Genomic DNA, 25,487 nt, shown 5'->3' with positions numbered 1-25,487 from the left:
CAAGTTATTCAATAACCACTTTAGTTTCCAGATAGTTCTCAAAAGCTTTAATACTTTCAAACAGAATTTCTTTTTTTGAACTTTCGGGTGTATTAAAAAATTGCGTTTCTATTTTTGCGTAATCTTTTTTGAACGTTTTTTTCCAGGTTCCAATTACCTTTCCGTTTTCGAGAATAATAGGTTTAAAAATTCCATTGTTGGTAAAAGCTTTAGATTGATGTTCTAATAAAATAGAAGCTTCTCTAGATTTATACGAAATTAAAATCTCATCAAAAGCGGGAAGAAAATGTACGCTTTGGCGGAAGTTGGTTTCATCAGCAATATCTTTTTTAAACCAGTAGATTTGGTTGTCAATTTCTGCAGAATTCAATTGCAACTTAATTGCAATAAGTGCTAATTTGCAGGTAGTTGGCGGAAAACCAGACCACCACGAAAAGTCAAGAAGCGTTGCTGGGCTGTGACTTTCAAAATAAAGCAGGGCTAATTTTGCCAAAGCTTCTTCTTTGGTGAGTTTGTTTTTTGGCTTCGAAACACGCTCTTCAAGTAAAGCGTACGTTATTTGTTTGCCTTTCATTTTCCCGTTGCAAACTAAACCATCGAGTTCTGCATGCATCATAATAGCTGCTGCTAAAAAATCCTGACTTGAACCTTTTTTTATGTTGAGTTCACGCATGATTTCGTCACGCGTTAAATGATTGTTTCCAACCAATAACTTTTCTATTTGAGAATTAATTTGGTTGAGCATCTTCAAATCATAACCATATTTTTTGGCGGCAGAGATAGTCATTTTCTGAACTTGTGGCCCGGATAGATCCAACATCCAATAAATATCCTCAGCCGAAACAAAATGCCAGGTGGGTCTAAGAATATGCGTTCGGATAATTTGTGCCGAATTTATAGCCTCTTCAATTGTTGCTTCAGTAGCCTCACATCTGGAACCAATTGCCCATTTTGCCATTGCATAATCCTGTGCCTGCATGGCGCCAAGATGCTGTACAATTTCTTGCGGAGAATTTGGGCTAGTTTCAAGTAGCTTTTGGGCTACAAGGCGATGATGTGAAATTTCGTGGTAAGTCATTTAGTAAAACATTTTGAGCCTGTTAGTAAACTTTGAACCTTTGTAACTTTGCACCTTTGTACCTTCCTCTTAAACATGAATAATTTCTTCATCAATCAATAAATCTTCACGGCGTAAACGCAGGAAAATCTGAGCCACAGCAATGGTATCTTTTTCGCAATAAGTAACAATTCGGTCAATATCTTTCTCTACATAAAACACATGACCTACCTGACTTCCGTCGATATCGCCTTTTGGAGATGGAACTCCCAGAATTTTGGTTAATAATTTTAAGGATGTAAAGTGTTTGTAATCACCAAATTTCCATAATTCTAAAGTATCCAAATGCGGAATTTCCCAAGGTTTCTTGCCGAATAAATTCAGTTTGTCCGGAATCGCAATTTGGTTGATAATCATGCGTCGGGCAATAAACGGAATGTCAAATTCTTTGGCGTTATGTCCGCATAAAAGATGTTGAGGCTGGTGAAAGTGATTGTTTATTAGATTATTAAAGTCTTTTAGAATTTTCTTCTCGTCACCAAAAAACGATGTAACTCTAAAATTCCTGATATCTCCTTTGATAGTAAAATAACCAACAGAAATACAAACAATCTTCCCGAATTCTGCCCAAATTCCGGCACGATCGTAAAATTCTTCTGGTGTAAATTCTTCTTTACGTTGGTATTGTGTTTTATGATCCCAAAGCGATTGCATTTCCGCATCAAGTGAATTGAAATTCTCTTCTTCCGGAACAGTTTCTATATCCAGAAATAAAATGTTATTGAGGTTTATTTTTTCAATCATATTTTTTGCAATGTTTTTTGCCACGAATTTCACAAATTACACTAATTCTTTGCCGTTATAAATATACACAAATTTGATTTTTATCTAATACAAGTTATTTTGTTGAATGAATTTTCTTAAATAAAGTATGATGATTAAGAAGGTTAAGAGAGAAAAAATTAGTGTAATTCGTGGCAAACGAAAAAACTAGAACAAGCTCTGTTGTGTAGTTGGGTTTTCGTGTTCGATTAGCCATTTTTTACGGGATAAACCGCCAGCGTAACCTGTTAAGGAACCATTTGTGCCAATAACTCGATGGCAGGGAACCACAATCCATAACGGATTTTTACCATTGGCCGATGCAACGGCACGAATCGCTTTTACATCGCCCAGTTTTTTGGTTTGATCCATATAACTTACTGTTTTTCCGTATGGAATCTCTAATAAGGATTTCCAAACTTTTTGCTGAAATTCAGTTCCTTTTGGGTTTAGTTTGAAATCGAAATCGGTTCTCTTTTTGTCGAAGTATTCCTCAAGTTGCGAAACGGCTTCTTTTAAAACTTCCGGAATTTCTTTAGATACTTCATTTGTACCAACATCTGAAACGGAAATTACAGAAACGCCGTTTTCATCTCCAACAATTTTGGTGATTCCTAAAGGTGAATTGATATAGACTGTTTCCATAGTTTTTTATTTAACCGCAAAGGGTTTACGCAAAGTTCGCAAAGTTTTTTAAACCATGTAAGTTATATAAGTAAATTTAAGTTTTATCCGCTTTGTTTAGAGATCAAAAAAAGCTTTGCAGTTTGGTTTAAATGAACTTATATAACTTATATGGTTAAAAAAAGGTTTAATAGTTTTCTATGTTAAACTGATACTTTAAATTGTTTTCTAATTTTTCGCTTGAAATTGTCTTTTTGATATTCGATTTTTCATCAATAAACTTCGGTAAAGTCAAGGTTTGTTCTTTAGCTTTTTGAGTATAATATTCTTGTCTTGTGGGATGAAAAGGCGCAACGGCGTTGAAAACTTCATTCCATTTTGACTGATTGATGATTGCTTCAATGATTTTGATACAATCCTTTTGGTGAATTAAGTTTACCGGGGCGTCCGGGTTTTCGAGGTTTTCTTTTCCGGCAAGAAATTTAACCGGATGACGGTCTTCGCCAATTAATCCGCCAAAGCGTAAAATTGTGGTTTGGAAGTTTTGATTGTCTTGTAAAAGAGTTTCCGCCAAAAGCAATTGTTTGCCACTTTCGGTTTCAGGATTCGGAATAGTTTCTTCTGTAATAACTCCGTTTTCGTCTCCGTAAACAGAGGTTGAGCTCACAAAAAGTACTTTTTTTACCGTTGATTTTTCTATAAACGGAATTAAATTTTCTATTTTTTCTACAAAAATCTTTCGTGAAGAATGCGATGAATCAGCATTAGCTCCTCGTAATTTAGGTGGAATATCAATGATTAAGATTTCGCTATTGTCAAGAAAATCATGTATGCTTTCTGAAACACTTTCACTTTCAAGTGCTACCAAAAACGGATTTATTCCTGCATTTTCTAAAACAACAAGTTTATTCTCAGAAGTTGTAGATCCGTTTACGGAATGTCCTTTTTTGATTAGCTTTTTTGCCAAAGGAAAACCTAGCCAGCCGCAGCCTAATATGCTTATTTTTTTCATTTTTTTAAGTTTGCTTTGAATGATAATCTCGCAAAGACGCGAAGTCGCAAAGTTTTTTTGAATAGTCTCCAGCTTTAGCTGGAGAAATAAAATTTGAACAGGAAAAGGGCTTTAGCCAAATCAATATTCGTTTGGCTAAAGCCTTTTTTGTATTTATATTTTACATTAATGTCTTTTTCTTTGCGACTTCGCGCCTTTGCGAGATTAAATTTTGCACACGTTGTATTACAAATCTAAAAAGAAACAGATTTTCTCTTTTCCTTTTGCACCAATTCTGTTGTAAAACTTTATTGCCCTTTCATTAAATTGAGGAGTTCGCCATTGCATGTTGACGCAGTTTTTCTCTTTTCCAATTTCTTTTAGTTTGTTGATTAAGACTTCACCAATTCCACAGTTTCTGGCATTTTCTTCCAAATAGAGACAATCCATATACAAGAAATCACCGGCGCTCCAGGTCGAAAAATCAAAAGTATAAGAGACATATCCTACAATATCATTATCAGTAGCAACTACTAAACAATTTAATTTTGGATGCTCACTAAATAGCTCTTTTTTCAAACCTTCTTCTTTTCCTTCGGGAGAATAATCGGCTTTTTCATATTCGGCATGTTTTTGACATAAAATGACAAGTTTTGGCAAATCTGATACTTCGCACTTTCTTATTGAATATTCCATTGCAGATTGATTTCGTTTTGTAAAAAGGTGATAAAATGATAAAAGTAATCCGGATATTGCTCGTTTTCGCGAATGGCAATAAAGTGTTTTCTTTTCAAACCATTTTTTCCAATTTTAATGGCTTTAATTGGATTATTTTTTAAATGTGGTAACAAGGCCCATTTTGCCATCGACATTACGCCCATATCGGCTTTAACCATTTCCAGAGAAGCTTCAGTCAAAGGGAGAGGAGTAATTTTCTTTGGAGTTACTTTGGCTGGAGCCAAAATAAACTGATGAATCGTAACGGTTTCCATGGGCAGGGAATGAATCAATAAATGTTCGTTGATAAAATCTTCGGCAACAACGTACTTTTTATTCACCCAGGCATGGTTTTCAGAAACCGCCATAACGACTTCGTCCTGAAAAAGTTCAATGTATTTGATATTATTGTCTTTGATCTGATCGCTGATAATGGCAATATCAATGGTGTTTTCTAATAACTTTTGCAGCGGAATATGAGTGGCTTCGGTGACAATTTTCAGCTCAACATTCGGATATAAAAGATGAAATTGTTTTAAAACCGGTGGCAGCCAGTGATAACTCGAAAAACATTCGGTACTAATTCTTATTTCGCCATGTTCGCCATATACCATTTGCTTGATTTGAGATTCGGTTTGCGAGAGTTTCTCCAGAATTTCATTGGCCAGTTCGTAGATTTTCTCGCCGGCTTTGGTTAAAACCAGTTTTTTATTGGTTCTCAAAAAGACTGGAGTTCCTAATTGATATTCGGCTTCTTTGAGTTGGTGGCTCAAGGCCGACTGCGTCAAATGCAATTTGTCTATCGCTTTGGTGATACTTCCTTCTTCAACAATTGCTTTTATTAAACGTAAATGACGGATTTCCATTTTTTGGGAATTAGAATACAAAGGAACAAAATTTTAGATTGGGTTTTCTATGAAAAAAAGTAATCAAGTTGATGAATTCTTTTCGCTTTTATAGAATGTGCTGTTGCGTTACTTTTGAAAAAAAACAAAACCTTAAAAACGGTAAAAATGGAAGCACAAATTAAACACTACGAAAATAAACTGGCCTTCGAAATGGATCCTTCTGATTTGTTTGATGCCTTGAACAATGGCGAAAAAGTAATTGTAATCGATGCAAGAAAAGCATTTGGTTTTGAAGCTGAACATATTCCTACAGCTATTAATATTCCGCATCGTGAAATGACAATCGAAAACACAAAACATCTGGATAAAGAAGTTTTGTATGTGACGTATTGCGACGGAATTGGCTGTAACGCTTCGACAAGAGGCGCTTTGAATATGGCTAAATTAGGTTTTAAAGTAAAAGAATTAATGGGAGGAATAGAATGGTGGAAGTTTGACGGATATGCGACAGAAGGCACAAACGGAGTAAAAGCAGGTTTAAAGATTGAATGCGCCTGTTAAAGAAAAAAAGGCAAACTTTAGACGTAAAGTTTGCCCTTTTTTATGATTTTTATCAGCACTATTCGATGACAATATTATTTTCTGCCGCAATTTTTTTGAAAATGCTTTCTTTGTTTTCTTTTACCATTTTTTGATAAATAGCCCCCATAATCATTTCGGTGTCTTTTGTATATTCTGATTTATCTGCGGTGTAGATTCTGTGCGCTATAAATATATCATTCAATGCTTTTTCGTCATTGTTTATTTGCAAATAGTTTTTTCCTGCTCCAAAATATCCTTCGGCATTGTTGGGTTGGTATTTTATGAGCCTTTCGTAATAATCGATTGCCGTTTTGTAATCTGATTTTAGCGAATAAACTACTCCAATATTCATTAAGGCATATTCGCCTTCGGGATAAATATCCAATGATTTTTTATAATATTTTATGGCATTATCGTAATCCTCCAATTGTCTGTAGCAAACTGCAATATCATCAAGTGCCAAAACAAAATTAGGATCTTGTTTTAATGCAATTTGCAAAGCTTCGATTGCTAATTTGTAATTTTTAGCGAGCATAAAATCTTTTGCAACGGTATAGGAATTCTGTGCCTCTTTGTTTTTAGAATCGTTATAATAAATATCTGCTTTGTTTTCAGGTGCTTTTGGTAAAAATTTCGAACAGGTTTTGGAAATCGTCTCATCTGATTTTTGAAGCAAACTCTTGATTCCTTCTACCGTACTAATCCCTTCTCTTGATTTTGCATCTTTATCTTTTAAAACCACTTCTGCCATTGAATTGGTCAAACAATTCCGGTAGATCTCTTCATTTACTTCTTTGCCTTTTTCCAGACAAGTGCAGGCTTTTGCGGCTATTTTTTCTTCTAAGGTCTGACTCTTAGCATTGAAAAAACTTAAAGTAATAAAAAGCAGAAATGTTTTCTTCATAATGGTTAGGTTAGAAAAATTGTATTTATTCTGGTTTTACAACAGGTTTTAAACTGTCTTTTGCAATAACAGTACTGTCTTTTACTGCGGTTGCAGGCGCAAGAGTAGCTACCGGTGCTGTATATTTTTTTATTTTTTGCTGAATTAAAACTGCATCATTTAAAACAAAAGGAGTAGGCATCATCCAGTCGCTTCGAGGTTTTATTTGTAGCAGCGGATTGGTCATTAGATCGAAAGAACTTTCAATTAAATCCATATCAAAAACAGATGATTTATTGATGTAGAAATCCATGACAAGTGGTTCGTTGCCTACAACATAATAACACAATATTTTTCCGCCATCTCTTTCCAGACGGTTTCCTTTTTCTCCTGAAGTTGCGACACCATTAGCTTTAAAATTAAAAAATGTCATTTTAGGATTCGCATAAATATCGTAACGATTTACTTTTCTGTTTGGAGTAATTTTAATTTTTAAATATCTGTTATTGCCTACAACACTGTCTTTTAAGAAAGCAATCGTTGGTTTTGGAATATCAATAACAGGAGCAATTGCGCTGTAAGTAAAGCCAGAATTGTATTTGCTTGCTAGCGGCAATGAATTTAAACCAACGGCTTTTTGGTTTTTTTCTCCCAAATAGGTGTTTGTCCATTCGTCTAAATTGACATCATAAGTGGTCCATACTGCTGAGTTGGTATTGGCATTATAAACATATAATAAACTGTTTGATTTTGCTTCTCCATGTTGATAACCTGAGTGGTAACCGGCATAGATAAAGAATCCGATTGAAACGGCAAAGAAGAACATCGTCCAGGCTCCTTTTTTAAAGAAGTCACCAAATACGGGAAGTAATAATCCGAAAAGTAAAACGGTTAGAATCGCGCTTCCAAAAAGAATTTTTAAACCTAAACCAACGGGAAACATAACGATGAAAGGCGCAATAATGGCTAATGCAGGAATACTGAATAATAAATTCAATCCTAAACTATAGTGCTGCGTAATGACAAAGATTCCGAATAACAGAATTCCAAAATAAACCGGAATAATCAGGAAACCAGCGCCGGTTAAACTATTGGCTAAAAATGCATTGATGATAATCCAAAGCAGCAAAGGTGCTACAAAATGGTTCATTGTAATTTTTGCTTCTGAAAAATGATGATAGAAAGCAAAAGAAATGGCAATACTTAGTGTTACAAAAGCCCCAATGTAAGCATGACCATTATAAGTAAATCCGTTAAGAAGATCTGAGTATTGCGGATAAATTTGAAGTAGAATTTTCCATCCTAAAAAGGTAACTAATCCTGAGATCGTGATGGCGCCTAAAAGAGGCACAAATCCTCTGAAAATTTCCCTGAAGGTAATGACACGCTTGGCTTTTCCAATAAAAATAAAAAGAATCAATAAGCCTAAAGCAATGATCGTCATTGGGAAAACCCATGTAAAAGGATAACTTATGAAAGAGAACGGAACGCTAAAGTAAACATCATCTTCTGTAGAATTGGTTTCATTTAAATCAACATTCGAAAAATATTTTAATAAAGGCATTAAATATGTTCCCTGATGTTTTAGTGTTGTTTTGCTTAAATGCTGAACATCATCTTGTTGCGTATGATAATTATAATGTCCGTCGATAAAGGCAAAATTGAAACCCTGAATATTTCCCTGTTCTCTAAAAACGGTTAAATCAGTATCGTTAGGAAGCATTTTATAAATACTGTACATCAGCGAATTCGAAACCGGATATTGCGCTTTTGCATTTGCAAATTCTTTTACAAGAGCTTTGTTTCCTTTGTTGGTTTCCATTAACATATAACTTGGTCCGGAAGAACCTCTTGCCTCAAAATTGATAACAAGTCCAACGTCTTTTGCCCATGGATGCTTATTCACAAAAAGAGCGGCTCCGTTTAAGCCCAATTCTTCGGCATCTGAAAAAAGAATGATAATATCGTTTTTATGGGGCTGCTTGGCGTATAAAAAAGCACGAATTCCTTCTAATATAGTCGCAACTCCCGAGGCATCGTCGCTTGCTCCCTTAGAAAATGAATGTGGAGCACTGTCGTAATGGGATAAAAGCAATAGCGCTTTTGAGCTATCAGTTCCTTTTATGCGGGCCAGAATATTTTTAGATTTTACTAAAAGCCCTTTGTCGTTGAGTGTAAAACCTTCCTGAATAGAGGTTTCCAGTCCAATTCGATTGAGTTCAAGTTTAAGGTAATTGGCAACCAGTTCATGATTGGTAGAACCAACATAATGTGGTTTTTGCGCAATAATTTCGACTTGGTTGAGTGCTCTTTCGGTAGAAAAATCAGCAAGTGCTTCTTCATCTTTTGAGATCCATTGCGGCATCATCGAGGCGTATATAATTCCAAGAATTGCTAAAATGCAGACTATGGCCAGAATTGAGGTGGGGTTTTTCTTCATTACGTATTATATTTCTTTTTTAACAAGCATAAAATAATCATTGTCCAAAGATCGATATCCCTGATCATATAGGAAATAGTAGGTATTTCCTGTTTTGGTCTGCAAGATATTGGTAAAGAATTCGAAATCAAAACCTTTATTGATCATTTTATCCCTTGTTGCTTTAGATTTTCCATCAGTATTTAACTCACACAAAATACGGTAATTTTTTCGTAATTTGTTGTTTACATTACGCATGAAATTAGTGCTGTCTTTATTTATTTTATTGTTGTAGGCATTTCTACAGCTGTCTGAACAGAATTTTTTGTCTTCGCGGCCTACAAGTTTTTCGGAACATTCAAGACATGTTTTCATGGGACAAGCTTTTTAATCTCGTACAAATCACTTCGTCTGTCTTTCAAAATTCGTACACTTCCATGTTCATGAAGCTGCTTTAATAAATTTAAGTCAACGTCAACGATCAATGTCATTTCAGTGTTTGGTGTTGCCTCGGCTTTTATACCATTACTCGGAAAAGCAAAATCCGATGGTGTAAATACAGAAGCTTGTGCGTATTGAATGTCCATATTATTCACTTTAGGTAAATTTCCAACGCAACCTGCTATGGCTACATAACACTCATTTTCGATCGCGCGTGCCTGAGAACAATGTTTTACACGTGTATAAGCATTTTGAGTATCGGTTAAAAAAGGTACAAATAAAATGTTCATTCCTTCATCTGACATTATTCTGGAAAGTTCCGGAAACTCAACATCATAACAAATCAGGATTCCAATTTTGCCGCAATCAGTATCAAAGGTTTTAAAGTGAGATCCGCCTTTCATTCCCCAATGTTGCACTTCATTTGGCGTAACGTGAATTTTGGTATACATTTCTGATGTTCCGTCTCTTTTGCATAAAAAACCTACGTTGTACAAGTTCCCATTATCTAAAAACGGCATGCTTCCGGTAATGATATTGATGTTATAAGAAATGGCAAATTCCTGAAAACGTTTTCTGATGGGATCAGAATATCGAGCAAGTTCACGAATGGCTTCGGCCTCAGATAAGTGATTGTAATCGGCCATTAAAGGCGCAATAAAAAGTTCCGGAAACAAAGCAAAATCGGCCCCATAACCTGAAACGACATCGATAAAAAATTCTGATTGTTCAAAAAATTCTTCCAGATTATTCAGCTGGCGCATTTGCCATTGTACCAATCCTAAACGAATAACGCTTTTTTCAAGATTAATTAATTTCGGACTTTCGTCATAGTAAACGTTATTCCATTCTAAAAGCACAGCAAATTCTTTAGATTCTTCGTCGCCTTCAAGGTAATTTTTGATAATTCGTAAAACGTGAAAATCATTACTCAACTGAAAGGAAAGTACCGGATCGTGTAATTCTTTATGTTTTACTTTATCGATATACAATTTTGGCGTCATCTTTTTTGCATGTTGAGAATAATTTGGAATTCTTCCTGCAAAAACAATGGCTTTCAGGTTTAATTGCTCGCAAAGTTCTTTACGTGCATCATATAAACGGCGGCCTAAACGCAAACCGCGATAATTAGGATGGATAAAAACGTCTATACCGTACAATATTTCCCCATCAGGATTATGGGTTGAAAAAGTATAATCTCCAATAATTTGTCTGTAATTGTGTCTTTTGTCTACTAATTTTTCATCGACAATTAGCGATAATGCTGATCCTACAACTATACCGTCAACTAGTATAACCAGTTGGCCTTCAGGGAATATTGAGAGTAATTTTTTTATATCATTAGATCTCCAGTATGAATTCGCCATTTCTGGATACGATTCTACCATTGAATTTTTTAACTGCTGATAGTCGTCGAATTCTAAATTTCTTAATTCGACTTTATTGATTTTTGTTTGCATTGTAGTATGATTTTTGTTAAATATACGGAAAAACATTTCCATTTACAAACGTTTACAAATAGTTACAACCGATTATTTTTTTGAACCTGTCGCATCTTTGCCATGTTGAATTTGATATACGAACATTTAAATATTATACGCCATGAATGCAATGAAAAACAGAGTACAATGAATTGGTAACGCAGGAAATGATCCGGACGTCAGAACTTTAGACAGTGGAAGAAAATTAGCCTATTTGACTATTGCTACAAATGAGAAATACACCAATGATAAAGGTGAAAAAGTAGAACAAACCGAATGGCATCGTGTGACCGCCTGGGGAAAAACTGCTGAAATTATCGAAAAATATGTGGTGAAAGGGAAGGAAGTCGCTGTGGAAGGAAAACTAACCCACAGAAGTTATGACAATAAAAACGGTGAAAAAAGATATGTGATCGAAGTTATTGTCAATGAGATTTTATTGCTTAGCAGATAACGTTTAATCAGATTTGAAAGTATTTAGCAAACCCGACAGATTTTTAAAATCTGCCGGGTTTAATTTTGGATCAAAATGCAATTATAAAAGAGAAGCACCATTACTATCCGTTGAAAGTATTTCGCTCATATAGTCGAAAAACGGTCTCATATTTTTACAAGTGTCTAAAGCCTGTTCTAAAAATAGCGGACTCAAAACTTCGTCATCTGTAAAACGTTTGATAATCAAAAACTGTTTGTAGCGAAGCAAATCGATGGCTTCGTGAGTGATCTCATAACCTTTTGGTGCTGTTTTGAGTTGTTCGCCTTGTAAGGTTCCAAAAGTTTTTACAAACGATTTTGATTGTAATATTTTCTTCATGGGTTCGGCATCGTGGGCAAATTCACTTCGTATTCGTTTTAAGTCTACAGCATTTGGCCCCCAAAAGCCACCTGCAAAAAAACTGTTTCCTTTTTCGATATGAAAATAATAGCCGCCACGTCTTGCACTTGTTGCTCTGGTATAGCTGCCGCCCCAAAAGGTTTTAAAAGGAGTTTTGTCTTTAGAAAATCGAATATCACGATAAATTCTGTATACACTTTTTTTGCCCGAAGAGGTTTCTAAAACATCAGTTTTAGAAAGTTCATGAAGTAGGGCACCTGCAAAGGTTTCTATATGATTGAGTTCTTTTAGATATTGAGGCTTATTTTCTTCAAACCATGGCTTGTTATTGTTTTCTTTGAGCTGGGTCAAAAAATCAAGGCTGGATTTGGGTATGATAATGTTGTTTTTCATAATTGAATTGGTTGGTATTATTAAAATAAAAAGAAAATTATACTTTAAACTAAAAACCCACCAAATTTCTTGGTGGGTTTTATATATTTTAGTTAAGCAGTTTTTTTGAATAAATCAAACATAGGACAACGCGAGCAGCGTTTCTTTTCGCTTTTTTTATATTTCTCACAACAAGAAGATTTGCAGTTTTCCAAGTTTTTAATCTTGTCAAGGAGCTCTTTCTTCTTCTTTTTCTTTTTGTCCTTTTTCTTGTCCTTATCTTTTTCTTTCTTGCCCAATTTTCCTCCGTATTTAAAAACAGAAGCAAATATAAAAGAAAATAGTTATTTTTAAGTATTCTAAATAAATTTTAACTTTTTTTATTTTGGGTTAATAGCAATAGAGCTGGTCACCGTTAATTGCTGAATATCACGGTCAAACAAGTAAAGACCACCTTTATCATCACCAATCAAGTTGATTTTATCTAAGATAGATTTAGCTGTTGCTTCTTCCTCGATTTGTTCTGCTACATACCATTGTAAGAAATTATGTGTTGCATAATCTTTTTCTGAAAAAGTAATATGTACCAATTCATTGATAGATTCTGAAACAAAAATCTCATGGTTGTAAAGGGTTTCAAACATTTCTTTGAATGTAGAATAAGATGTTTTTGGCGCTTTAAGATCGGTAATCTGAGCGTGACCTCCGCGTTCGTTGATATACTTAACTAGTTTAAGCATATGTGCGCGCTCTTCGTCTGATTGGGTATACATAAATTGTGCAATCCCCTCTAATCCGTGTACTTCAGCCCAACAAGCCATAGAAAGGTAGGTTTGCGAAGATTCTGCCTCTATGCGAATTTGCTTGTTTAAAGCTGCTTCAATATTTTTCGATAACATAATGATGACTTTTTTGTAAAGTTAGAAAAAATAATCGGTTCAGGTTTTTTGAAATCGACAAACAGAAGGCATTTGTATTAATTCTCAATAATTTAAGGTTTGTCAGCCGGAAAAGATTTCGAAAAAACAGCTTTGTCAATGATAGGATTTGAAGGTTCTTCAGGAATAAATCCGTCTGTGAATTTTCGCATGACATATTGTTTTAAAGCAGTATCATAATATCCCAGAATGTAATAATTTTTAAATTTTAATATACTTGGCAATGTTGCTTTTCTGTTTTGATCTAAAAAATAATTAATGTTATCAGCTGCCAAAGGCTGTTGCTGCGGATTAACGAATTCAAAATTACGATCTAAGGTACTTTCGAAGAAAACACTTTCGGAGTTGAAAGTCTGAGCATAATTCCAACTGTATAATTCATCATTTACGGTATAATACATTCTTTCAATTCTTGGCACTCCGCCTAAAGTTACCAACGTATTCTGGCTATTTTTGAAAACAGATAAACCTATGTCTAAATAAGAAAGGCGTTGCAAAAACTTGCTCGTTTTTTTTAATTCTTTTGGTTTCTGTATATCACGTTGTATTAGCAAAGGCGAACTTTTAAAACGAATAGTATCATTTTTTGAGACCTTAAAACTTTTTACTGTTGTTCCGGAATTATAATCTTTTACATCAAATAGAAGTTCATCCTGATTGGCATTGATCTGATAAATTTTATCATTATAGAAAAATGAATTACTTAACTTTTTAGCGTTTGCAGTTGCAGATTGGATAAAGTTTTTTTCAGACAAATTATTGTTTTCAAGATTAAGATCAAACACCTGGGTTTTATTAGGATTATAATCTAATGTCAAAATCAAATGATCAGTGGTCATATAAATTTTGCTTTTTTTGGTGCCTTTGTCCAAAGGATTGTACTCGTCTGATTCGATTTTCTCGATAGGATTTTCATTAATCACCTGATTGAATGTCATGAATTGTGTTTTCCTGTTCTGGAAAGTAAAACGCGAAAAATCAAATTCTTTTTCATCTACGATCCCGTTTTTAAAAGTATATACATTTAAATCAGGTTGATTGAGATCTTTTGAAAGGATATAAAATAAATTGTTTTTCTGGAAAGTGTTGATGATTTGCTGTGTAGTAAAAGGAAATTTAAACATTAAAACTTTATAAGTCTTTGTTTCTAAATAATATTTGATGACCAGAATACTTGTGTCATCATCTGTAGACCAATATAAAGTGGGATTACCATCTTCGCTAAAACTATACCCAATTATCGATTTGTTTTTGAAATTGCTATGCGAAACCGTAAAATCGTCCTTTAGAAATAAAGCACTATTGTATTTTAAGATGGTAGTCTTTTCAGTGTTGGCTGCAAAAGCAAAGACATCATGAGTTATTGTATTCTCAACATTTAAGATCTGATTGGATTCGTCGTATTTTTTTAAATCTAAAGGATAAGAATTCAATACCGTTTGGGCAAACAGTGCTGATTTAAAGAGGAGAAGAAAGAATAGAAATAATGATTTTTTCATGTGGTTTTTATCGACAATAATCATTCCAAATTTATCGCTTTATTTTGTAACCGGTACAAATGAATTCATGAAACTAATTAAGTTTTGTGTTTCTTAAAAAGGATTATTTTTTATTACTAAAAAGAGTAAGGTTACCTTAGCTTAAAGGTATAAAAAAAGTCCTAAAGAAAATTTTCTTTAGGACTTGATTTTTTTATTGTCAGGGAGATTATTTTACTCTAAAAGTAACTCTTCTTGCCAATCTTCTGGCTTCTTCAGAATCTTTTTGAATTGATGTATCAGCTCCATTAGCCACAACATTTAATTTAGAAGATGCAATACCTGCTTTTTCTAAAATAGTTTTAACATTATTAGCTCTTGCATTTGATAATTTCTCGTTGTATTCTGACTCACCAACCTGATCTGCATAACCCAGGATATCCAAATTAGCTGAAGGATTTTTTCTTAAATAACTTAAGACAACATCAATCGCAGCGGTTGAATTTTCGATTGGAGTCGATTTGTTAAAGTCAAAATAAACGCTGTAATATTTATCATTAATCATTCTTTAACAACATCTTTGTTTTCAACAACAGTGTTTGTAACAGGTTTTTCTACGATAACTTGTTTAGATGGGATGTTTTTTATCTGAGCTTCAAGTTCAGCAAGTTTGTTGTCATATGCTGTAAGATCAACATTCTCAGAAATTACTGTCCAGTCAGCATGTTTTGCATTTTTACCTAAGTAAACTTGCAAACCAACTGTTCCGTTGAACACAAGCCCTGAAAGTCCTCTTGAATTTGTAAGACCTGCTCCGTCAAAAGTATTATCCTGAAAAGCATTAACAATCGTAGTAACATCACCTGTTAAAGCAATACGGTTTGATAATCTAATTTGACCTGTAAAACCAGCAATGAAGTTATCCATTCTGTCTTTTATATGTAAGTCTTCATTTTCTAATTGAGCAACCCCAATACCGGCATGACCTAATAAACCAATAGTTTTAGTCCATGTTTCAAAATTCATGATTCTTCCTAAGTTGGCTACCCCTTGTAAATCAACTCTGTAATATTTAGAGTCAAAATTAAGTGAGTTACCATGATCCGTGAAACTGTTGTATCCGAAATCAGCTTTTAGACCAAATTTGTTGTTCATCATGTATCTTACACCTAAATCAGCAGTAAATGGACTAACTCTTGCAGTGTAATAATTATCAGACATTGGACGCTGAGGTTTGTTAAAACCACCGGCTAATTCGATCGACCATTTGTTATAGTCATTTCCGCTATTTTCTGTTTGCGCGTGTAGGTTGTTGAAAACCAGCGAAAACGCTAGAATAATTACATTTTTTTTCATTATTATTTGAGATTTTTAAATTCACCCCAAACAAACAATTTATTGTAAGAATTACTTTCCAATAAAAGCCATAATAATAACAGAATAAGGTTAAAAAATGATTTTAATTATTCATGAGCCCTTGAAAACAATCGACAAACTGGCCCATGTGCAAACCATCCATCAAACCATGATGAACATGTACCGACATGGAAATAGTTCTTTTTCCGGTTGCTGAAGTAATCATTTTTCCAAAAGAAATTTTAGGACAACTATCTGGAAATGTGTAATTACGTGCATGCGAAAGCGAAGTAAAATTCAACCACGGAATTGAAGAGAAATGAATCAGATTGTCATCATCGAATGATCTTGTAAAAAGCCCGCTTGTGTTTTGAATGCGCTCAATCTCGGCTAAAGCATTTTGTTTGAATATCTTAAAATCAGCATTGTATTCGATTAAAGAGAATCCGAAAGTGCCATCTTCGCGTCCAATTGTTGCCGATGCGTCAACACGATCATTAATATAGATCTTGTCATCGGCAATTCGATATTTAAAATTCTCGATTGTATTTACTGCAACTAATGTTTTGTGTAAATAATAGATAAAGAAAGAAGCTTTAAGGCTTTTTGCCGTTTGATAGGCTTGGGTACAATCAATTTCTACGGTTGCACCAAAAAAAGGCTCTTCCATTTGTCTGAAATGCTGGAAATGTTCTTTTCTGTTCCAGTTTTCTAAATCCAAAAGTGTTTTCATTATGATAAGTTCTGAAGTACTTCAGTAATTTTTTCGAATGAACTAAAATGTTCGTGTTCGACTTTATGACTAATTTTTTCGTGTTCCCAAGTGGTGTGAAACGGAATGTGAACGGCGTAACCTCCAAGTCCTAAAACGGGCAAAACATCAGATTTTAATGAATTTCCGATCATTAGAAACTCATGTGCCTGAATGTCTAAACGCCCTAATAATTTTTCATAATCGATTTCCTGTTTGTCTGACATTACTTCGATATGGTGAAAATAATGCCCCAAACCAGAGCGGTGCAATTTGCTGTGCTGGTCTTTTAAGTCGCCTTTTGTGGCAACAACCAATTTGTATTTTCCGTGTAAAGCCTGCAAAGTTTCTTCGACTCCATCCAGAAGTTCGATTGGTTTTTCGAGTAATTCTTTTCCGTATTGAATGATTTTTTCGATCACCTCAATCGGGATGGTATTGTTCGAAATATTCATTGCCGCTTCAATCATCGACAAAATATAGCCTTTGATTCCGTAACCGTATAGAGGTAAATTGTCAATTTCGATCTTAAATAATTCCTGCGAAATGCCCTGATGCGAAAGATAATCTTCCATCAAAGCACAGAATTTATGCTCCGTTTCCTCGAAGTAAGGTTCATTTACAAATAAAGTATCATCAGCATCAAATGCGATTACTTTTAAGTTTGGTATTTTGTTTCTATGTAACATGTGTTTTTTGTTTCAAGTTTGTTTTGTTTCAGGTTTTTTTGCCACAGATTAAAGGATTACAATGATTTAAAAAAATCTGCCTAATCTGCCTGGAGCTTTTTCGCCACGAATTTCACGAATTAGCACTAATTTTTTTGCCACAGATTAAAGGAGTAGAATGATTAAAAAAATAATCTGCTCAATCTGCGTGAAGCTTTTTCGCTACTAATTTCACTAATTGACATTAATTCTTTTGCCAGAGATTAAAGAATCACAATGATTTAAAAAAAAATTTGCCCAATCTGCCCAATCTGCGAGAGAACCTTTCCGCAACAAATTAAAAATAAATCCGTTTAAACCCGCGTCATCCGCGTGCCATTTCTCAATCTTATCCCTTATTAAACAGTTTCTTCAAAGAGATCGTCTTATCATAAAACGTAATCCTGATTCCGAATAGCAAAATGATCCCGCCTAAAACCATTTGTAAAGTTATTTGTTCTTCTAAAAACAACCAAGCTAATATAGATGTAATTACCGCCTGACTCAATAAACTTAACGAAACTCTTGTAGCGCGCATGTGTTGCGTGGCGTAACTAATCGAAAGCCATGCACACAATTGGCACATTACTGCCTGCAGAACCAATACAAACCATCCCGTATCTGAGAATCCGGTAAAAGACTCGTTTAATGCATAACAAAGTATTCCTAAATAAATACTTGAAGCCACTAAATTGATTGTCATAAACGATAGAACATCAACATGCGAAAGCACATTTTTACTCACCAAAAGATAAATAGAATAAAGAATTCCGGATAATACAGCGAATAAAAAGGCCTGATTAAAATTCAATTCCAGAAAAAAGCTAAACCCCACCAAAGTGATCATTCCGAATAATGAAACTATGGTCCCAATCCAGAAATTGGTTGCCGGTTTTGATTTTAAAAAGAAAAAAGAACCAATCCCCACCCAAACCGGAGATAGATTTGTTAATAAAGAAGCCTGAGTAGCACTTGAATCCTGAATGGCAATATTCCAAACGGCAACATCTGAAGCAAATAAAATCCCACAGAGCGCTGCTAAAAGAACGTATTTTGTCTTTGGGAGCTTGAAATTTTTAGTAATAAGGACATAAGGCAAAAGTAAAGTCAAGGCAATAGACATGCGATAAAAAGCCGAAATTAATCCAGATGCTAATTTTAGTTTAACCAATATGGGGAATATCGAAATACAAAGTATTCCGCAGATTAGGGCTAATCTTGGTTTGGTAATTTTCATTGTAATGCATTTCGAACTTACTAAAATGAACTTTGTAAGTGTTTTTAAATCTTTTTTAAAGTAAAATTGCGTGAAGCAAAGTTCACGCAATTTATAGAATATACAATAATAAGTTGATTCTTATTCTTCTTTTTCTACCACTTCAATTGTTGGAGGTACTTCAGGAGCGTCTTCCCCTTTTAGGTAAGATGGTAGATTAAGTCCGGCCATATTAAATAAATCATTCAAAGGAGGGACGGTTTTCATCATTCCTGAAACAAAGTTTGCCGTTGATGAATTTCCGTTTTCGCCCTGACCATTTCCGGAATCCCAAACCGTGATTTTATCAATTTTGATGTTTTTAACAGCTTCAACCTGAGTTTTAACCAATTCAGGAAGTTTTTCTAATAACAATAATTGGAACGCTTTGCTCGGATCTCCTCCTGCAGCAGCCACAACTTCTTTATAACCTTCAGCTTGTTTTGTCAATATTTCAAAGAGACCTTTTGCTTCTGCTTCCATTTTTGCAAAAATTGCGTCCGCTTCTCCTTTTGCATTCTCTCTTATGGTTTCGGCAGCAGCCTGAGCTTCGATAATGGCTCTTTGTTTGGCAATTTCGGCAGGAATTACAATGTTGGCAATTTGGGTAGAACGTTCTCTTTCAGAACGAGCCAACTCGGCTTTTTGCTCTGCAACATACGATTCTTCTAATGCTTTTGCTTGTTGTACTTTCTCAGCGGTTATAGCAATACGCAATGATTCTGCTTCTTTTTCTCTACGTAAAGCTTCAGAATTTGCGATTGCAATCTTAGCTTCGTTTTCTCCCTGAATCGCAATTGCATTTGCTTCAGATGTTTTTACCCTTGTATCTCTTGCTGCTTCTGCTTTTCCAATCGTTTCATCTTTAGAGGCAGTTGCAATACTAATTTCTCTGTCTTTTTGCGTAATAGCGATTTTTACGTCTCGGTCTCTGTGCGTTTCAGCAATTTGAGTGTCTTTTTCTCTATCGGCAAGAGCTTTACCGGTTTCTCCAATTTTTTCCTGTTCAGCAACACTAATTTTTGCTTCGTTGATTGCTTTCGCAGCAGCTTCTTTTCCTAAAGCTTCGATATATCCAGACTCGTCTTTAATATCGGTAACGTTTACGTTGATTAGTTTTAAACCAATTTTCTTTAATTCGCTGTCAACATTTTTCGAGATATTATCCAAAAATTTATCACGGTCAGAATTGATTTCTTCAATAGTCATCGTAGCAATTACCAAACGCAATTGTCCAAATAGAATATCTTTTGCCAGTTCCTGAATTTGTTCTGATGATAAACCTAAAAGTCTTTCAGCCGCCGTATTCATGCTGTCTGATTCAGTAGAAATAGCGATTGTAAATCGACACGGAACATCGACTCTAATGTTTTGTCTACTCAGGGCATTGGTTAAATTAGCCTCGATCGAAAGCGGTTTTAAATCTAAAAAAGAATAATCCTGAATTACAGGCCAGATAAAGGCACCACCTCCGTGAACACATTTTGCCGATGTGCCACCTGTACGACCATAAATGACTAAGATTTTATCAGAAGGACAACGTTTGTACCTTGATATTAATGCCGAAATTGTTACGAATAAAACGATTGCCGCAACTGCAATTAAAATAATTGGGTTCATGCTTGGTTATGTTAAATGGATTCTACTATTAAAATATTGTTATTCTCTATTTTTACTACTCTAACTACTGCTCCTGAAGGGATTCTTTCATTTTCGGTCATGGCTTCTAATTCATGAAAGGCACCATTGACACTGATCATGATTTTGCCTTTTCCTTTTTTGTTTTCCGGAATCGTCAAATAAACTTCGGCAGTTTTGTTTAATGTATTTGTAATTTTAAAAGAATTGTCTTCGGCTAATTTTTGTACTTGTTTGATAACCAGAAAGAATAAAACAACAAATAGAACCCCAACAATAAATGAAGCAATGATAAGCACTACTGGTTGATCGCCAATTGTGGAATAAAAAGAAATTCCTGTCCAGCTAAAACCTAATAGAAAATTGATCAGATTTCGTAACGAAAAAAGCTGAAAATCTGAACCTCCATCATGTACATCGCCATGAAAATCAGTATCAAAACCATCGGCTACGTCAAGACCTGTAAAGGTGATAATGGTTTGAATAATAAAAATGATACTCGTTGGAATAGCGATATACCAAAAGGATTTAAGTAAGGTGGGTAAACTATCTAAAAGTTCGATCATTTTAGGTTTTTTTAGAATGATTTAGGCGCTAATATCTTACTTTTTATGAAAGAAAACTAATTTCAATTAAAATTGGTGTTCTTAGTTTATAACTATCATAAAACGAGGAATTATGTTGTTGAGTAGAGAATTATAATATTTACTTTAGATTCGATAAAACGGTCCCGAGTTTCCATTAGGATAACTCGGGAATTTAAGATTTTAATCAGCAAATTTTCTAATGATATATTCTTTGGTTTTATTATCATAATAACCCAAATAATAAAAATTACTAATCTTAAATAAGGTTTGTGATGAAACGTCGGTGTTCTTGTCAAAAAACGTTCTGATTTTATCAAATGCCAAAGGTTGTAATTCGCCTTTTATATTATTTCCTTCTTTGTCAAATAAACCTTCAATTTTTATGACTTTCCTATTAGTATATGAGTTGAAGTTTTCCATTGTTGGATTGTACACCGCTACTGAAATCAAAGCTCCAATTAAACCAAATTGTCCTAAAGCCGCTTGTCCGCCTGATTGCTGAGTTGAAGAAACACCTCCAAAAGTAATTAGGGTATTTTCGCCAATATGATAGCAAGAAAGACCAGCATTTAAATTGTTTACTTTTCTAATAAACTGCGCTGAGGTTTCTAAGGTTCTTTTTCCTCCAAAGAAATCTCCACCTTCCTGATATATTTCGGAATTCTTGAATTCAATTGGTTTGGTAATATTAGCAAAATGTTCTTTTAAGATATTGTCATCCAAATCTTTTATGGTAAAATATAAAAGATCTGATGAAGTTTTTACCTGATACAGTTTATTCTCAAAATAGAAAGAGTTAGAATTTAAAGATGTACGATCTCCTGGTATAAAATGTTGTTTTATCATTTTTTCTGTAGCAGTGAACGTGTTTAGATCAATAGTAAAAACCTGGGTAAAGTCAACATTAGTATCCAGAGTTATTATAATTTGGTTTTTATTAAAGTAACATTTTCTCTTTTTGGCTCCATCGGTTAATGAAGTTGGGTTTTCAGGGGTGATATACTTTAGTGTATATGGAAGTTCAAAAGGAAGTAAATTTTCACTTAATGTTCCATCTAAATCTGTTTTTGCATAAGTTCGTTTTACAAAGTGAAATCCTTCCAGCGAAATTGTTTTTGCATTATAGTTTCCGTCTTTGTCAAAAATATGAAGTTTCAAATTACTGCTTTTCTTGATAAAAGTTAAAATATAGAAATTCTCATTTTCGCTGAATTTTTGTAGAATTTTCTCTTCTTTTAATACAAGAGAATATTGTTTTGTTTCGACTTTTCGCGTATTAAAATCAAACAATTGCGTATAAATGTCCTGATAATTATCAGACGACCAGAATAATCTAGTATTGTTATTGCTGATATTATAACCAATCATATTGTCATAAGTCTTAGCACTTGGTCTTTCGGTAGAAATACTATCAACAATTTGCATGTTTTCGCTAAGATGAATGGCTTTTACTTTTATTTTGTCACTAACAAATAAAGTAACATCCTTTTTTTTAGTATTTACAACCTGAAAAATGTCACGATTCTTTTTTAATTCAACAGGAGTAGAACTTACAATATCTTGAGAAAAAGAAAGTAAACTATTTAAAAATAAAGAGGTAAGGAGTAATTTTTTGAACATATAAAGATTTTTTTTGACGAATATCTTGTTTTTTTTTGAAAGTAAAAGGATAGTAAATAAAATGTTTCAGAATTTCCTTTTAAAAGGAAAAGCGAGAATCTATTAAGTGATTAACAAATTCACGTTTTTTTAGTAAATATAAAATTTTAGTTTAAACTTGTTTCGTTTACAAATGCAAACCAAGAATCATAATTGTGCCTAACGGCACAAAAAAAAGATGTGCATTGCACATCTTTAATATTTTGATTTTTACAAAATCTTAATTTATAGTTTCACCATTCGGAGCATCAGTATCAGGATTTACGAAAACCAGTTTACCTTCAGTATTTGTTGTCATTAAAATCATACCCTGACTTTCAACTCCGCGTAAGGCTCTTGGCGCCAAGTTCGCTAAAACCGTAACACGTTTACCAATGATTTCTTCTGGCGAAAAGCTTTCGGCAATTCCAGAAACTATCGTGCGAACATCAATTCCGGTATCGATTTTTAGCACCAAAAGTTTGTTTGCTTTTGGCATTTTTTCGGCTTCGATGATCGTTCCTACACGTAAATCCATTTTGGCGAAATCCTCATATTGAATTAAATCTTTTTGAGGTTCAGCTTTTTTGTTTTCGGCGATATTAGCTGTTTTTGTAGCTTCCAATTTATCTATTTGTTTTTGTATTTCTTCGTCTTCGATTTTTGCGAATAATAATTCGGCTTCACCAATTTGGTGACCTTCCGGAATCAATTCTGAATTTTCAGTAACATCATTCCAGTTCAATTTGCCTTCGTTTTTCAGGATTCTTGACAATTTAGCCGCAGTAAAAGGTAAAAACGGTTCAGCCAAAATGCTCAACGCAGCAGCAATTTGCAGCGCCACATACATTTGAGTTTTTACACGCTCCGGATTGTCTTTCATTACTTTCCAAGGCTCTTCATCGGCAAGATATTTATTTCCTAAACGAGCCACATTCATCAATTCACCCAAAGCTTCACGGAATCTGTAACGCTCTACCGAACTTGAAATCACGGCTGGATACGCTTTTAATTCTGCTAAAGTGTTTTCGTCAACTTCAGATAATTCATTTGGAGTTGGGATAAATCCGTCGTAATATTTGTTCGTTAGAACCACCACACGATTAATGAAATTTCCAAAAATGGCAACCAATTCATTGTTATTTCTTGCCTGAAAATCTTTCCAGGTAAAATCATTATCCTTAGTTTCTGGAGCGTTTGAGGTTAATGCATAACGTAAAACGTCTTGTTTCTCCGGAAATTCTTCCAGAAATTCGTGCAACCAAACTGCCCAGTTTTTAGAAGTCGAAAGTTTATTTCCTTCCAGATTCAAAAACTCATTTGCAGGAACATTGTCCGGCAAAATATAGCTTCCTTCGGCTTTAAGCATCGCAGGGAAAATGATACAGTGGAAAACAATATTGTCTTTCCCAATAAAATGAACCAGTTTTGTGTCTTCATCTTTCCAGTATGGTTCCCAGTCTTTTCCTTCGCGCAGCGCCCATTCTTTAGTCGATGAAATGTACCCGATAGGCGCATCAAACCAAACGTATAATTTTTTTCCTTCGGCACCTTCAACCGGAACATCAATTCCCCAATCAAGGTCACGTGTTACTGCACGAGGTTCCAATCCGCCGTCAACCCAAGATTTTACTTGTCCGTAAACATTAGGTTTCCAGTCGTTTTTATGTCCAACAAGAATCCATTCGGTTAAGAATTCAGTATATCTGTCAAGAGGTAAAAACCAGTGTTTAGTCGATTTCAATATCGGAGTTTCTCCCGTAATTGTCGATTTTGGGTTTATTAAATCCGTCGCATTCAAAGTCGATCCGCAATTTTCGCACTGATCTCCGTAAGCTCCGTCATTGCCGCATTTAGGGCAAGTTCCCACTACGAAACGGTCTGCGAGAAACTGATCTGCTTTTGCATCATACAATTGCTCTGTTGTTTCTTCAATAAAATCGCCTTTATCATACAATGTTCTAAAGAATTCCTGAGCCGTATCATGATGAATCTTAGCCGAAGTACGGGAATAATTATCAAACGAAATTCCGAAATCATTGAATGATTTTCTAATAATTCCGTCATATTTATCAATAACTTCTTGTGGTGTAATTCCTTCTTTTTTGGCTTTCATCGAAATTGCAACGCCATGTTCATCACTTCCGCAAATAAACGCAACGTCTTTTCCTTGCAAACGTAAATATCTCGAATAAATATCTGCAGGCACGTAAACCCCCGCCAAATGCCCAATATGTATAGGTCCGTTGGTGTAAGGCAATGCCGCCGTAATAGTATATCTCTTTGGATTCTGTATCATAACTCAATTTTATTGAGTGCAAAAATAAGCAATAGAATTGAGATTTTGTTGTTCTGCGGAAATTCGCTGGGTCTTTTTAATCTCGCAATCCCGATAGCTATTGGGAGCATGGCGCAAAGTTCGTTTAAATTAATGCCACAGATTAAAGAATTAAAATGACTTTTAAATTAAAATCTGCTCCATCTGGTGGATCTGCGTGAAACAAAAACTTTGCGGCGCTTCGACTTCGCCCAGCCTGACAGGTGCATTAAAACCTTTGCGACTTAGCGCCTTTGCGCGATTATTTCAAACCAATAAATAAAACCTCCGCGAATCTCTGCGAAAACCTCCGTGCATCTCTGTGGTAAAACTTAAAATAGAACCAATTTAAACTAGCTCCCTAATTAAAATCTTAAAAATTTATTTCGCAATCTTTGCCCTGGAAAAAAACAAAAACAAGTTATGAGCAAGACAAAATTAATCATCAATAAAAACGGATCTATCAAAATCGAAGGTGATTTCGAAATCATGGATTCAGAAGGAACAGTTTACGGACTACAAGGAAGAGCTGCATTAGGACTTTGCCGTTGCGGATTATCTGCAAACAAACCTTTCTGCGATGGAGGACACCGTAATAATTTCGAACACGATTCTATCGCATTCGATTTACCACCAATGAAAACAAACTAAGAAAATATTCTGGTTAAGATAAAAAGCTGCATTTTTTGATGCAGCTTTTTTTGTGTTGTAAATTTTGTTTTTGAAGGAATTTTCAAACAATAATAATTA

The 25,487-nt window shown here is 34.5% G+C and carries 26 protein-coding genes; 3 read left to right on the top strand and 23 right to left on the bottom strand.

Annotation, left to right across the window (positions count from 1 at the left end; translation table 11 throughout):
* Positions 1 to 4 precede the first annotated feature (4 nt).
* The 6 genes from IRZ78_RS18860 to IRZ78_RS18835 all read right to left on the bottom strand — a co-directional run bounded on the left by IRZ78_RS18860 (position 5) and on the right by IRZ78_RS18835 (position 5,077).
* Positions 5 to 1,078 (bottom strand): winged helix DNA-binding domain-containing protein, encoded by a 1,074-nt coding sequence (locus IRZ78_RS18860; protein ID WP_194617993.1) that lies wholly within the window; start codon positions 1,076 to 1,078, stop codon positions 5 to 7.
* Between the two features lie 69 nt (positions 1,079 to 1,147).
* Positions 1,148 to 1,861, bottom strand: a complete 714-nt coding sequence (locus IRZ78_RS18855) for a 3'-5' exonuclease (protein ID WP_194617992.1) — start codon at positions 1,859 to 1,861, stop codon at positions 1,148 to 1,150.
* A 186-nt stretch (positions 1,862 to 2,047) separates the two neighbouring features.
* Positions 2,048 to 2,524, bottom strand: coding sequence for a methylated-DNA--[protein]-cysteine S-methyltransferase (locus tag IRZ78_RS18850; protein ID WP_194617991.1), 477 nt, complete (start codon positions 2,522 to 2,524; stop codon positions 2,048 to 2,050).
* Between the two features lie 166 nt (positions 2,525 to 2,690).
* Positions 2,691 to 3,515, bottom strand: coding sequence for an SDR family oxidoreductase (locus IRZ78_RS18845; protein WP_194617990.1), 825 nt, complete (start codon positions 3,513 to 3,515; stop codon positions 2,691 to 2,693).
* Positions 3,516 to 3,740: 225 nt separating this feature from the next.
* Entirely contained in the window at positions 3,741 to 4,190 is a 450-nt protein-coding gene (locus IRZ78_RS18840; RefSeq protein WP_194617989.1) for a GNAT family N-acetyltransferase, read from the bottom strand.
* Complete coding sequence (locus tag IRZ78_RS18835; RefSeq protein WP_194617988.1) at positions 4,175 to 5,077, bottom strand: LysR family transcriptional regulator; 903 nt, start codon at positions 5,075 to 5,077, stop codon at positions 4,175 to 4,177. Before IRZ78_RS18835 ends, IRZ78_RS18840 begins: the two co-directional genes overlap by 16 nt.
* A gap of 147 nt (positions 5,078 to 5,224) precedes the next feature.
* Between IRZ78_RS18835 and IRZ78_RS18830 the strand changes: the two genes are divergently transcribed.
* Positions 5,225 to 5,620, top strand: coding sequence for a rhodanese-like domain-containing protein (locus IRZ78_RS18830; protein WP_194617987.1), 396 nt, complete (start codon positions 5,225 to 5,227; stop codon positions 5,618 to 5,620).
* A 58-nt stretch (positions 5,621 to 5,678) separates the two neighbouring features.
* On the opposite strand, the gene IRZ78_RS18825 is transcribed toward IRZ78_RS18830, so the two are convergent.
* From IRZ78_RS18825 to IRZ78_RS18810, 4 genes are read right to left on the bottom strand one after another with little or no spacing between them, the layout of a single operon-like run.
* Positions 5,679 to 6,545 carry a tetratricopeptide repeat protein gene (locus IRZ78_RS18825; RefSeq protein WP_194617986.1) on the bottom strand — a complete coding sequence of 289 codons (867 nt, stop codon included), beginning with the start codon at positions 6,543 to 6,545 and terminating at the stop codon, positions 5,679 to 5,681.
* Positions 6,546 to 6,570: 25 nt separating this feature from the next.
* Positions 6,571 to 8,964, bottom strand: coding sequence for a M28 family peptidase (locus IRZ78_RS18820; protein WP_194617985.1), 2,394 nt, complete (start codon positions 8,962 to 8,964; stop codon positions 6,571 to 6,573).
* Between the two features lie 6 nt (positions 8,965 to 8,970).
* Positions 8,971 to 9,318 (bottom strand): hypothetical protein, encoded by a 348-nt coding sequence (locus IRZ78_RS18815; protein ID WP_194617984.1) that lies wholly within the window; start codon positions 9,316 to 9,318, stop codon positions 8,971 to 8,973.
* On the bottom strand, positions 9,315 to 10,844 hold the full coding sequence (locus IRZ78_RS18810) for a bifunctional GNAT family N-acetyltransferase/carbon-nitrogen hydrolase family protein (protein WP_194617983.1): 1,530 nt from the start codon (positions 10,842 to 10,844) through the stop codon (positions 9,315 to 9,317). Before IRZ78_RS18810 ends, IRZ78_RS18815 begins: the two co-directional genes overlap by 4 nt.
* A 172-nt stretch (positions 10,845 to 11,016) precedes the next feature.
* On the opposite strand from IRZ78_RS18810, the gene ssb reads away from it, so the two are divergent.
* Complete coding sequence (gene ssb / locus IRZ78_RS18805) at positions 11,017 to 11,319, top strand: single-stranded DNA-binding protein (RefSeq protein WP_347349838.1); 303 nt, start codon at positions 11,017 to 11,019, stop codon at positions 11,317 to 11,319.
* Between the two features lie 81 nt (positions 11,320 to 11,400).
* Here ssb and IRZ78_RS18800 read toward each other — a convergent pair whose 3' ends face one another.
* From IRZ78_RS18800 to metG, 13 genes are all read right to left on the bottom strand, one after another.
* On the bottom strand, positions 11,401 to 12,093 hold the full coding sequence (locus IRZ78_RS18800) for a DUF2461 domain-containing protein (RefSeq protein WP_194617982.1): 693 nt from the start codon (positions 12,091 to 12,093) through the stop codon (positions 11,401 to 11,403).
* 92 nt (positions 12,094 to 12,185) lie between these two features.
* A complete protein-coding gene (locus tag IRZ78_RS18795) occupies positions 12,186 to 12,371 on the bottom strand; it encodes a hypothetical protein (protein WP_194617981.1) in 186 nt (61 codons plus the stop codon).
* Positions 12,372 to 12,452: 81 nt separating this feature from the next.
* Positions 12,453 to 12,971, bottom strand: coding sequence for a ferritin (locus IRZ78_RS18790; RefSeq protein ID WP_194617980.1), 519 nt, complete (start codon positions 12,969 to 12,971; stop codon positions 12,453 to 12,455).
* A gap of 92 nt (positions 12,972 to 13,063) precedes the next feature.
* Positions 13,064 to 14,509 (bottom strand): hypothetical protein, encoded by a 1,446-nt coding sequence (locus IRZ78_RS18785; protein ID WP_194617979.1) that lies wholly within the window; start codon positions 14,507 to 14,509, stop codon positions 13,064 to 13,066.
* Positions 14,510 to 14,717: 208 nt separating this feature from the next.
* The gene (locus IRZ78_RS26245; RefSeq protein ID WP_228520531.1) at positions 14,718 to 15,053 is read right to left on the bottom strand and encodes an OmpA family protein; all 336 of its coding nucleotides are present in this window, start codon (positions 15,051 to 15,053) and stop codon (positions 14,718 to 14,720) included.
* Entirely contained in the window at positions 15,050 to 15,844 is a 795-nt protein-coding gene (locus tag IRZ78_RS18780; protein ID WP_228520530.1) for an OmpA family protein, read from the bottom strand. The genes IRZ78_RS26245 and IRZ78_RS18780 overlap by 4 nt, the downstream gene beginning before the upstream one ends.
* 103 nt (positions 15,845 to 15,947) lie before the next feature.
* Positions 15,948 to 16,577 carry a chloramphenicol acetyltransferase gene (locus IRZ78_RS18775; protein WP_194617978.1) on the bottom strand — a complete coding sequence of 210 codons (630 nt, stop codon included), beginning with the start codon at positions 16,575 to 16,577 and terminating at the stop codon, positions 15,948 to 15,950.
* Positions 16,577 to 17,284 (bottom strand): HAD family hydrolase, encoded by a 708-nt coding sequence (locus tag IRZ78_RS18770; protein ID WP_194617977.1) that lies wholly within the window; start codon positions 17,282 to 17,284, stop codon positions 16,577 to 16,579. Before IRZ78_RS18770 ends, IRZ78_RS18775 begins: the two co-directional genes overlap by 1 nt.
* A 367-nt stretch (positions 17,285 to 17,651) precedes the next feature.
* Positions 17,652 to 18,539, bottom strand: coding sequence for a DMT family transporter (locus IRZ78_RS18765; RefSeq protein WP_194617976.1), 888 nt, complete (start codon positions 18,537 to 18,539; stop codon positions 17,652 to 17,654).
* Positions 18,540 to 18,659: 120 nt separating this feature from the next.
* The gene (locus IRZ78_RS18760) at positions 18,660 to 20,177 is read right to left on the bottom strand and encodes a flotillin family protein (protein WP_194617975.1); all 1,518 of its coding nucleotides are present in this window, start codon (positions 20,175 to 20,177) and stop codon (positions 18,660 to 18,662) included.
* 11 nt (positions 20,178 to 20,188) lie between these two features.
* Positions 20,189 to 20,761: an NfeD family protein gene (locus IRZ78_RS18755; protein ID WP_228520529.1), complete on the bottom strand. Its 573-nt coding sequence runs from the start codon at positions 20,759 to 20,761 to the stop codon at positions 20,189 to 20,191.
* Positions 20,762 to 20,962: 201 nt separating this feature from the next.
* Positions 20,963 to 22,402 (bottom strand): hypothetical protein, encoded by a 1,440-nt coding sequence (locus IRZ78_RS18750; RefSeq protein WP_194617974.1) that lies wholly within the window; start codon positions 22,400 to 22,402, stop codon positions 20,963 to 20,965.
* A 259-nt stretch (positions 22,403 to 22,661) separates the two neighbouring features.
* Positions 22,662 to 24,719, bottom strand: coding sequence for a methionine--tRNA ligase (gene metG, locus IRZ78_RS18745; RefSeq protein WP_194617973.1), 2,058 nt, complete (start codon positions 24,717 to 24,719; stop codon positions 22,662 to 22,664).
* 441 nt (positions 24,720 to 25,160) lie between these two features.
* On the opposite strand from metG, the gene IRZ78_RS18740 reads away from it, so the two are divergent.
* Positions 25,161 to 25,388, top strand: a complete 228-nt coding sequence (locus IRZ78_RS18740; protein WP_056248078.1) for a CDGSH iron-sulfur domain-containing protein — start codon at positions 25,161 to 25,163, stop codon at positions 25,386 to 25,388.
* Positions 25,389 to 25,487 lie beyond the last annotated feature (99 nt).

It is taken from the genome of Flavobacterium sp. CSZ (assembly GCF_015350725.1).
Taxonomy (GTDB): domain Bacteria; phylum Bacteroidota; class Bacteroidia; order Flavobacteriales; family Flavobacteriaceae; genus Flavobacterium.
Note: the sequence above shows the minus strand (reverse complement) of the source record. Positions and strands in the feature narration are given on the sequence as shown.

Excerpts from the sequence above, each read along its gene's own strand:
- IRZ78_RS18810 (WP_194617983.1), bottom strand. The coding sequence starts at position 10,844 with ATGCAAACAAAAATCAATAAAGTCGAATTAAGAAATTTAGAATTCGAC.
- IRZ78_RS18860 (WP_194617993.1), bottom strand. The coding sequence starts at position 1,078 with ATGACTTACCACGAAATTTCACATCATCGCCTTGTAGCCCAAAAGCTA.
- IRZ78_RS18750 (WP_194617974.1), bottom strand. The coding sequence starts at position 22,402 with ATGTTCAAAAAATTACTCCTTACCTCTTTATTTTTAAATAGTTTACTT.
- IRZ78_RS18820 (WP_194617985.1), bottom strand. The coding sequence starts at position 8,964 with ATGAAGAAAAACCCCACCTCAATTCTGGCCATAGTCTGCATTTTAGCA.
- IRZ78_RS18825 (WP_194617986.1), bottom strand. The coding sequence starts at position 6,545 with ATGAAGAAAACATTTCTGCTTTTTATTACTTTAAGTTTTTTCAATGCT.
- IRZ78_RS18785 (WP_194617979.1), bottom strand. The coding sequence starts at position 14,509 with ATGAAAAAATCATTATTTCTATTCTTTCTTCTCCTCTTTAAATCAGCA.
- IRZ78_RS18835 (WP_194617988.1), bottom strand. The coding sequence starts at position 5,077 with ATGGAAATCCGTCATTTACGTTTAATAAAAGCAATTGTTGAAGAAGGA.
- IRZ78_RS18815 (WP_194617984.1), bottom strand. The coding sequence starts at position 9,318 with ATGAAAACATGTCTTGAATGTTCCGAAAAACTTGTAGGCCGCGAAGAC.
- IRZ78_RS18775 (WP_194617978.1), bottom strand. The coding sequence starts at position 16,577 with ATGAAAACACTTTTGGATTTAGAAAACTGGAACAGAAAAGAACATTTC.
- IRZ78_RS18840 (WP_194617989.1), bottom strand. The coding sequence starts at position 4,190 with ATGGAATATTCAATAAGAAAGTGCGAAGTATCAGATTTGCCAAAACTT.
- IRZ78_RS18800 (WP_194617982.1), bottom strand. The coding sequence starts at position 12,093 with ATGAAAAACAACATTATCATACCCAAATCCAGCCTTGATTTTTTGACC.
- IRZ78_RS18765 (WP_194617976.1), bottom strand. The coding sequence starts at position 18,539 with ATGAAAATTACCAAACCAAGATTAGCCCTAATCTGCGGAATACTTTGT.
- IRZ78_RS18830 (WP_194617987.1), top strand. The coding sequence starts at position 5,225 with ATGGAAGCACAAATTAAACACTACGAAAATAAACTGGCCTTCGAAATG.
- metG (WP_194617973.1), bottom strand. The coding sequence starts at position 24,719 with ATGATACAGAATCCAAAGAGATATACTATTACGGCGGCATTGCCTTAC.
- IRZ78_RS18760 (WP_194617975.1), bottom strand. The coding sequence starts at position 20,177 with ATGAACCCAATTATTTTAATTGCAGTTGCGGCAATCGTTTTATTCGTA.
- IRZ78_RS26245 (WP_228520531.1), bottom strand. The coding sequence starts at position 15,053 with ATGATTAATGATAAATATTACAGCGTTTATTTTGACTTTAACAAATCG.
- IRZ78_RS18845 (WP_194617990.1), bottom strand. The coding sequence starts at position 3,515 with ATGAAAAAAATAAGCATATTAGGCTGCGGCTGGCTAGGTTTTCCTTTG.
- IRZ78_RS18740 (WP_056248078.1), top strand. The coding sequence starts at position 25,161 with ATGAGCAAGACAAAATTAATCATCAATAAAAACGGATCTATCAAAATC.
- IRZ78_RS18855 (WP_194617992.1), bottom strand. The coding sequence starts at position 1,861 with ATGATTGAAAAAATAAACCTCAATAACATTTTATTTCTGGATATAGAA.
- IRZ78_RS18850 (WP_194617991.1), bottom strand. The coding sequence starts at position 2,524 with ATGGAAACAGTCTATATCAATTCACCTTTAGGAATCACCAAAATTGTT.
- IRZ78_RS18770 (WP_194617977.1), bottom strand. The coding sequence starts at position 17,284 with ATGTTACATAGAAACAAAATACCAAACTTAAAAGTAATCGCATTTGAT.
- IRZ78_RS18780 (WP_228520530.1), bottom strand. The coding sequence starts at position 15,844 with ATGAAAAAAAATGTAATTATTCTAGCGTTTTCGCTGGTTTTCAACAAC.
- IRZ78_RS18755 (WP_228520529.1), bottom strand. The coding sequence starts at position 20,761 with ATGATCGAACTTTTAGATAGTTTACCCACCTTACTTAAATCCTTTTGG.
- IRZ78_RS18790 (WP_194617980.1), bottom strand. The coding sequence starts at position 12,971 with ATGTTATCGAAAAATATTGAAGCAGCTTTAAACAAGCAAATTCGCATA.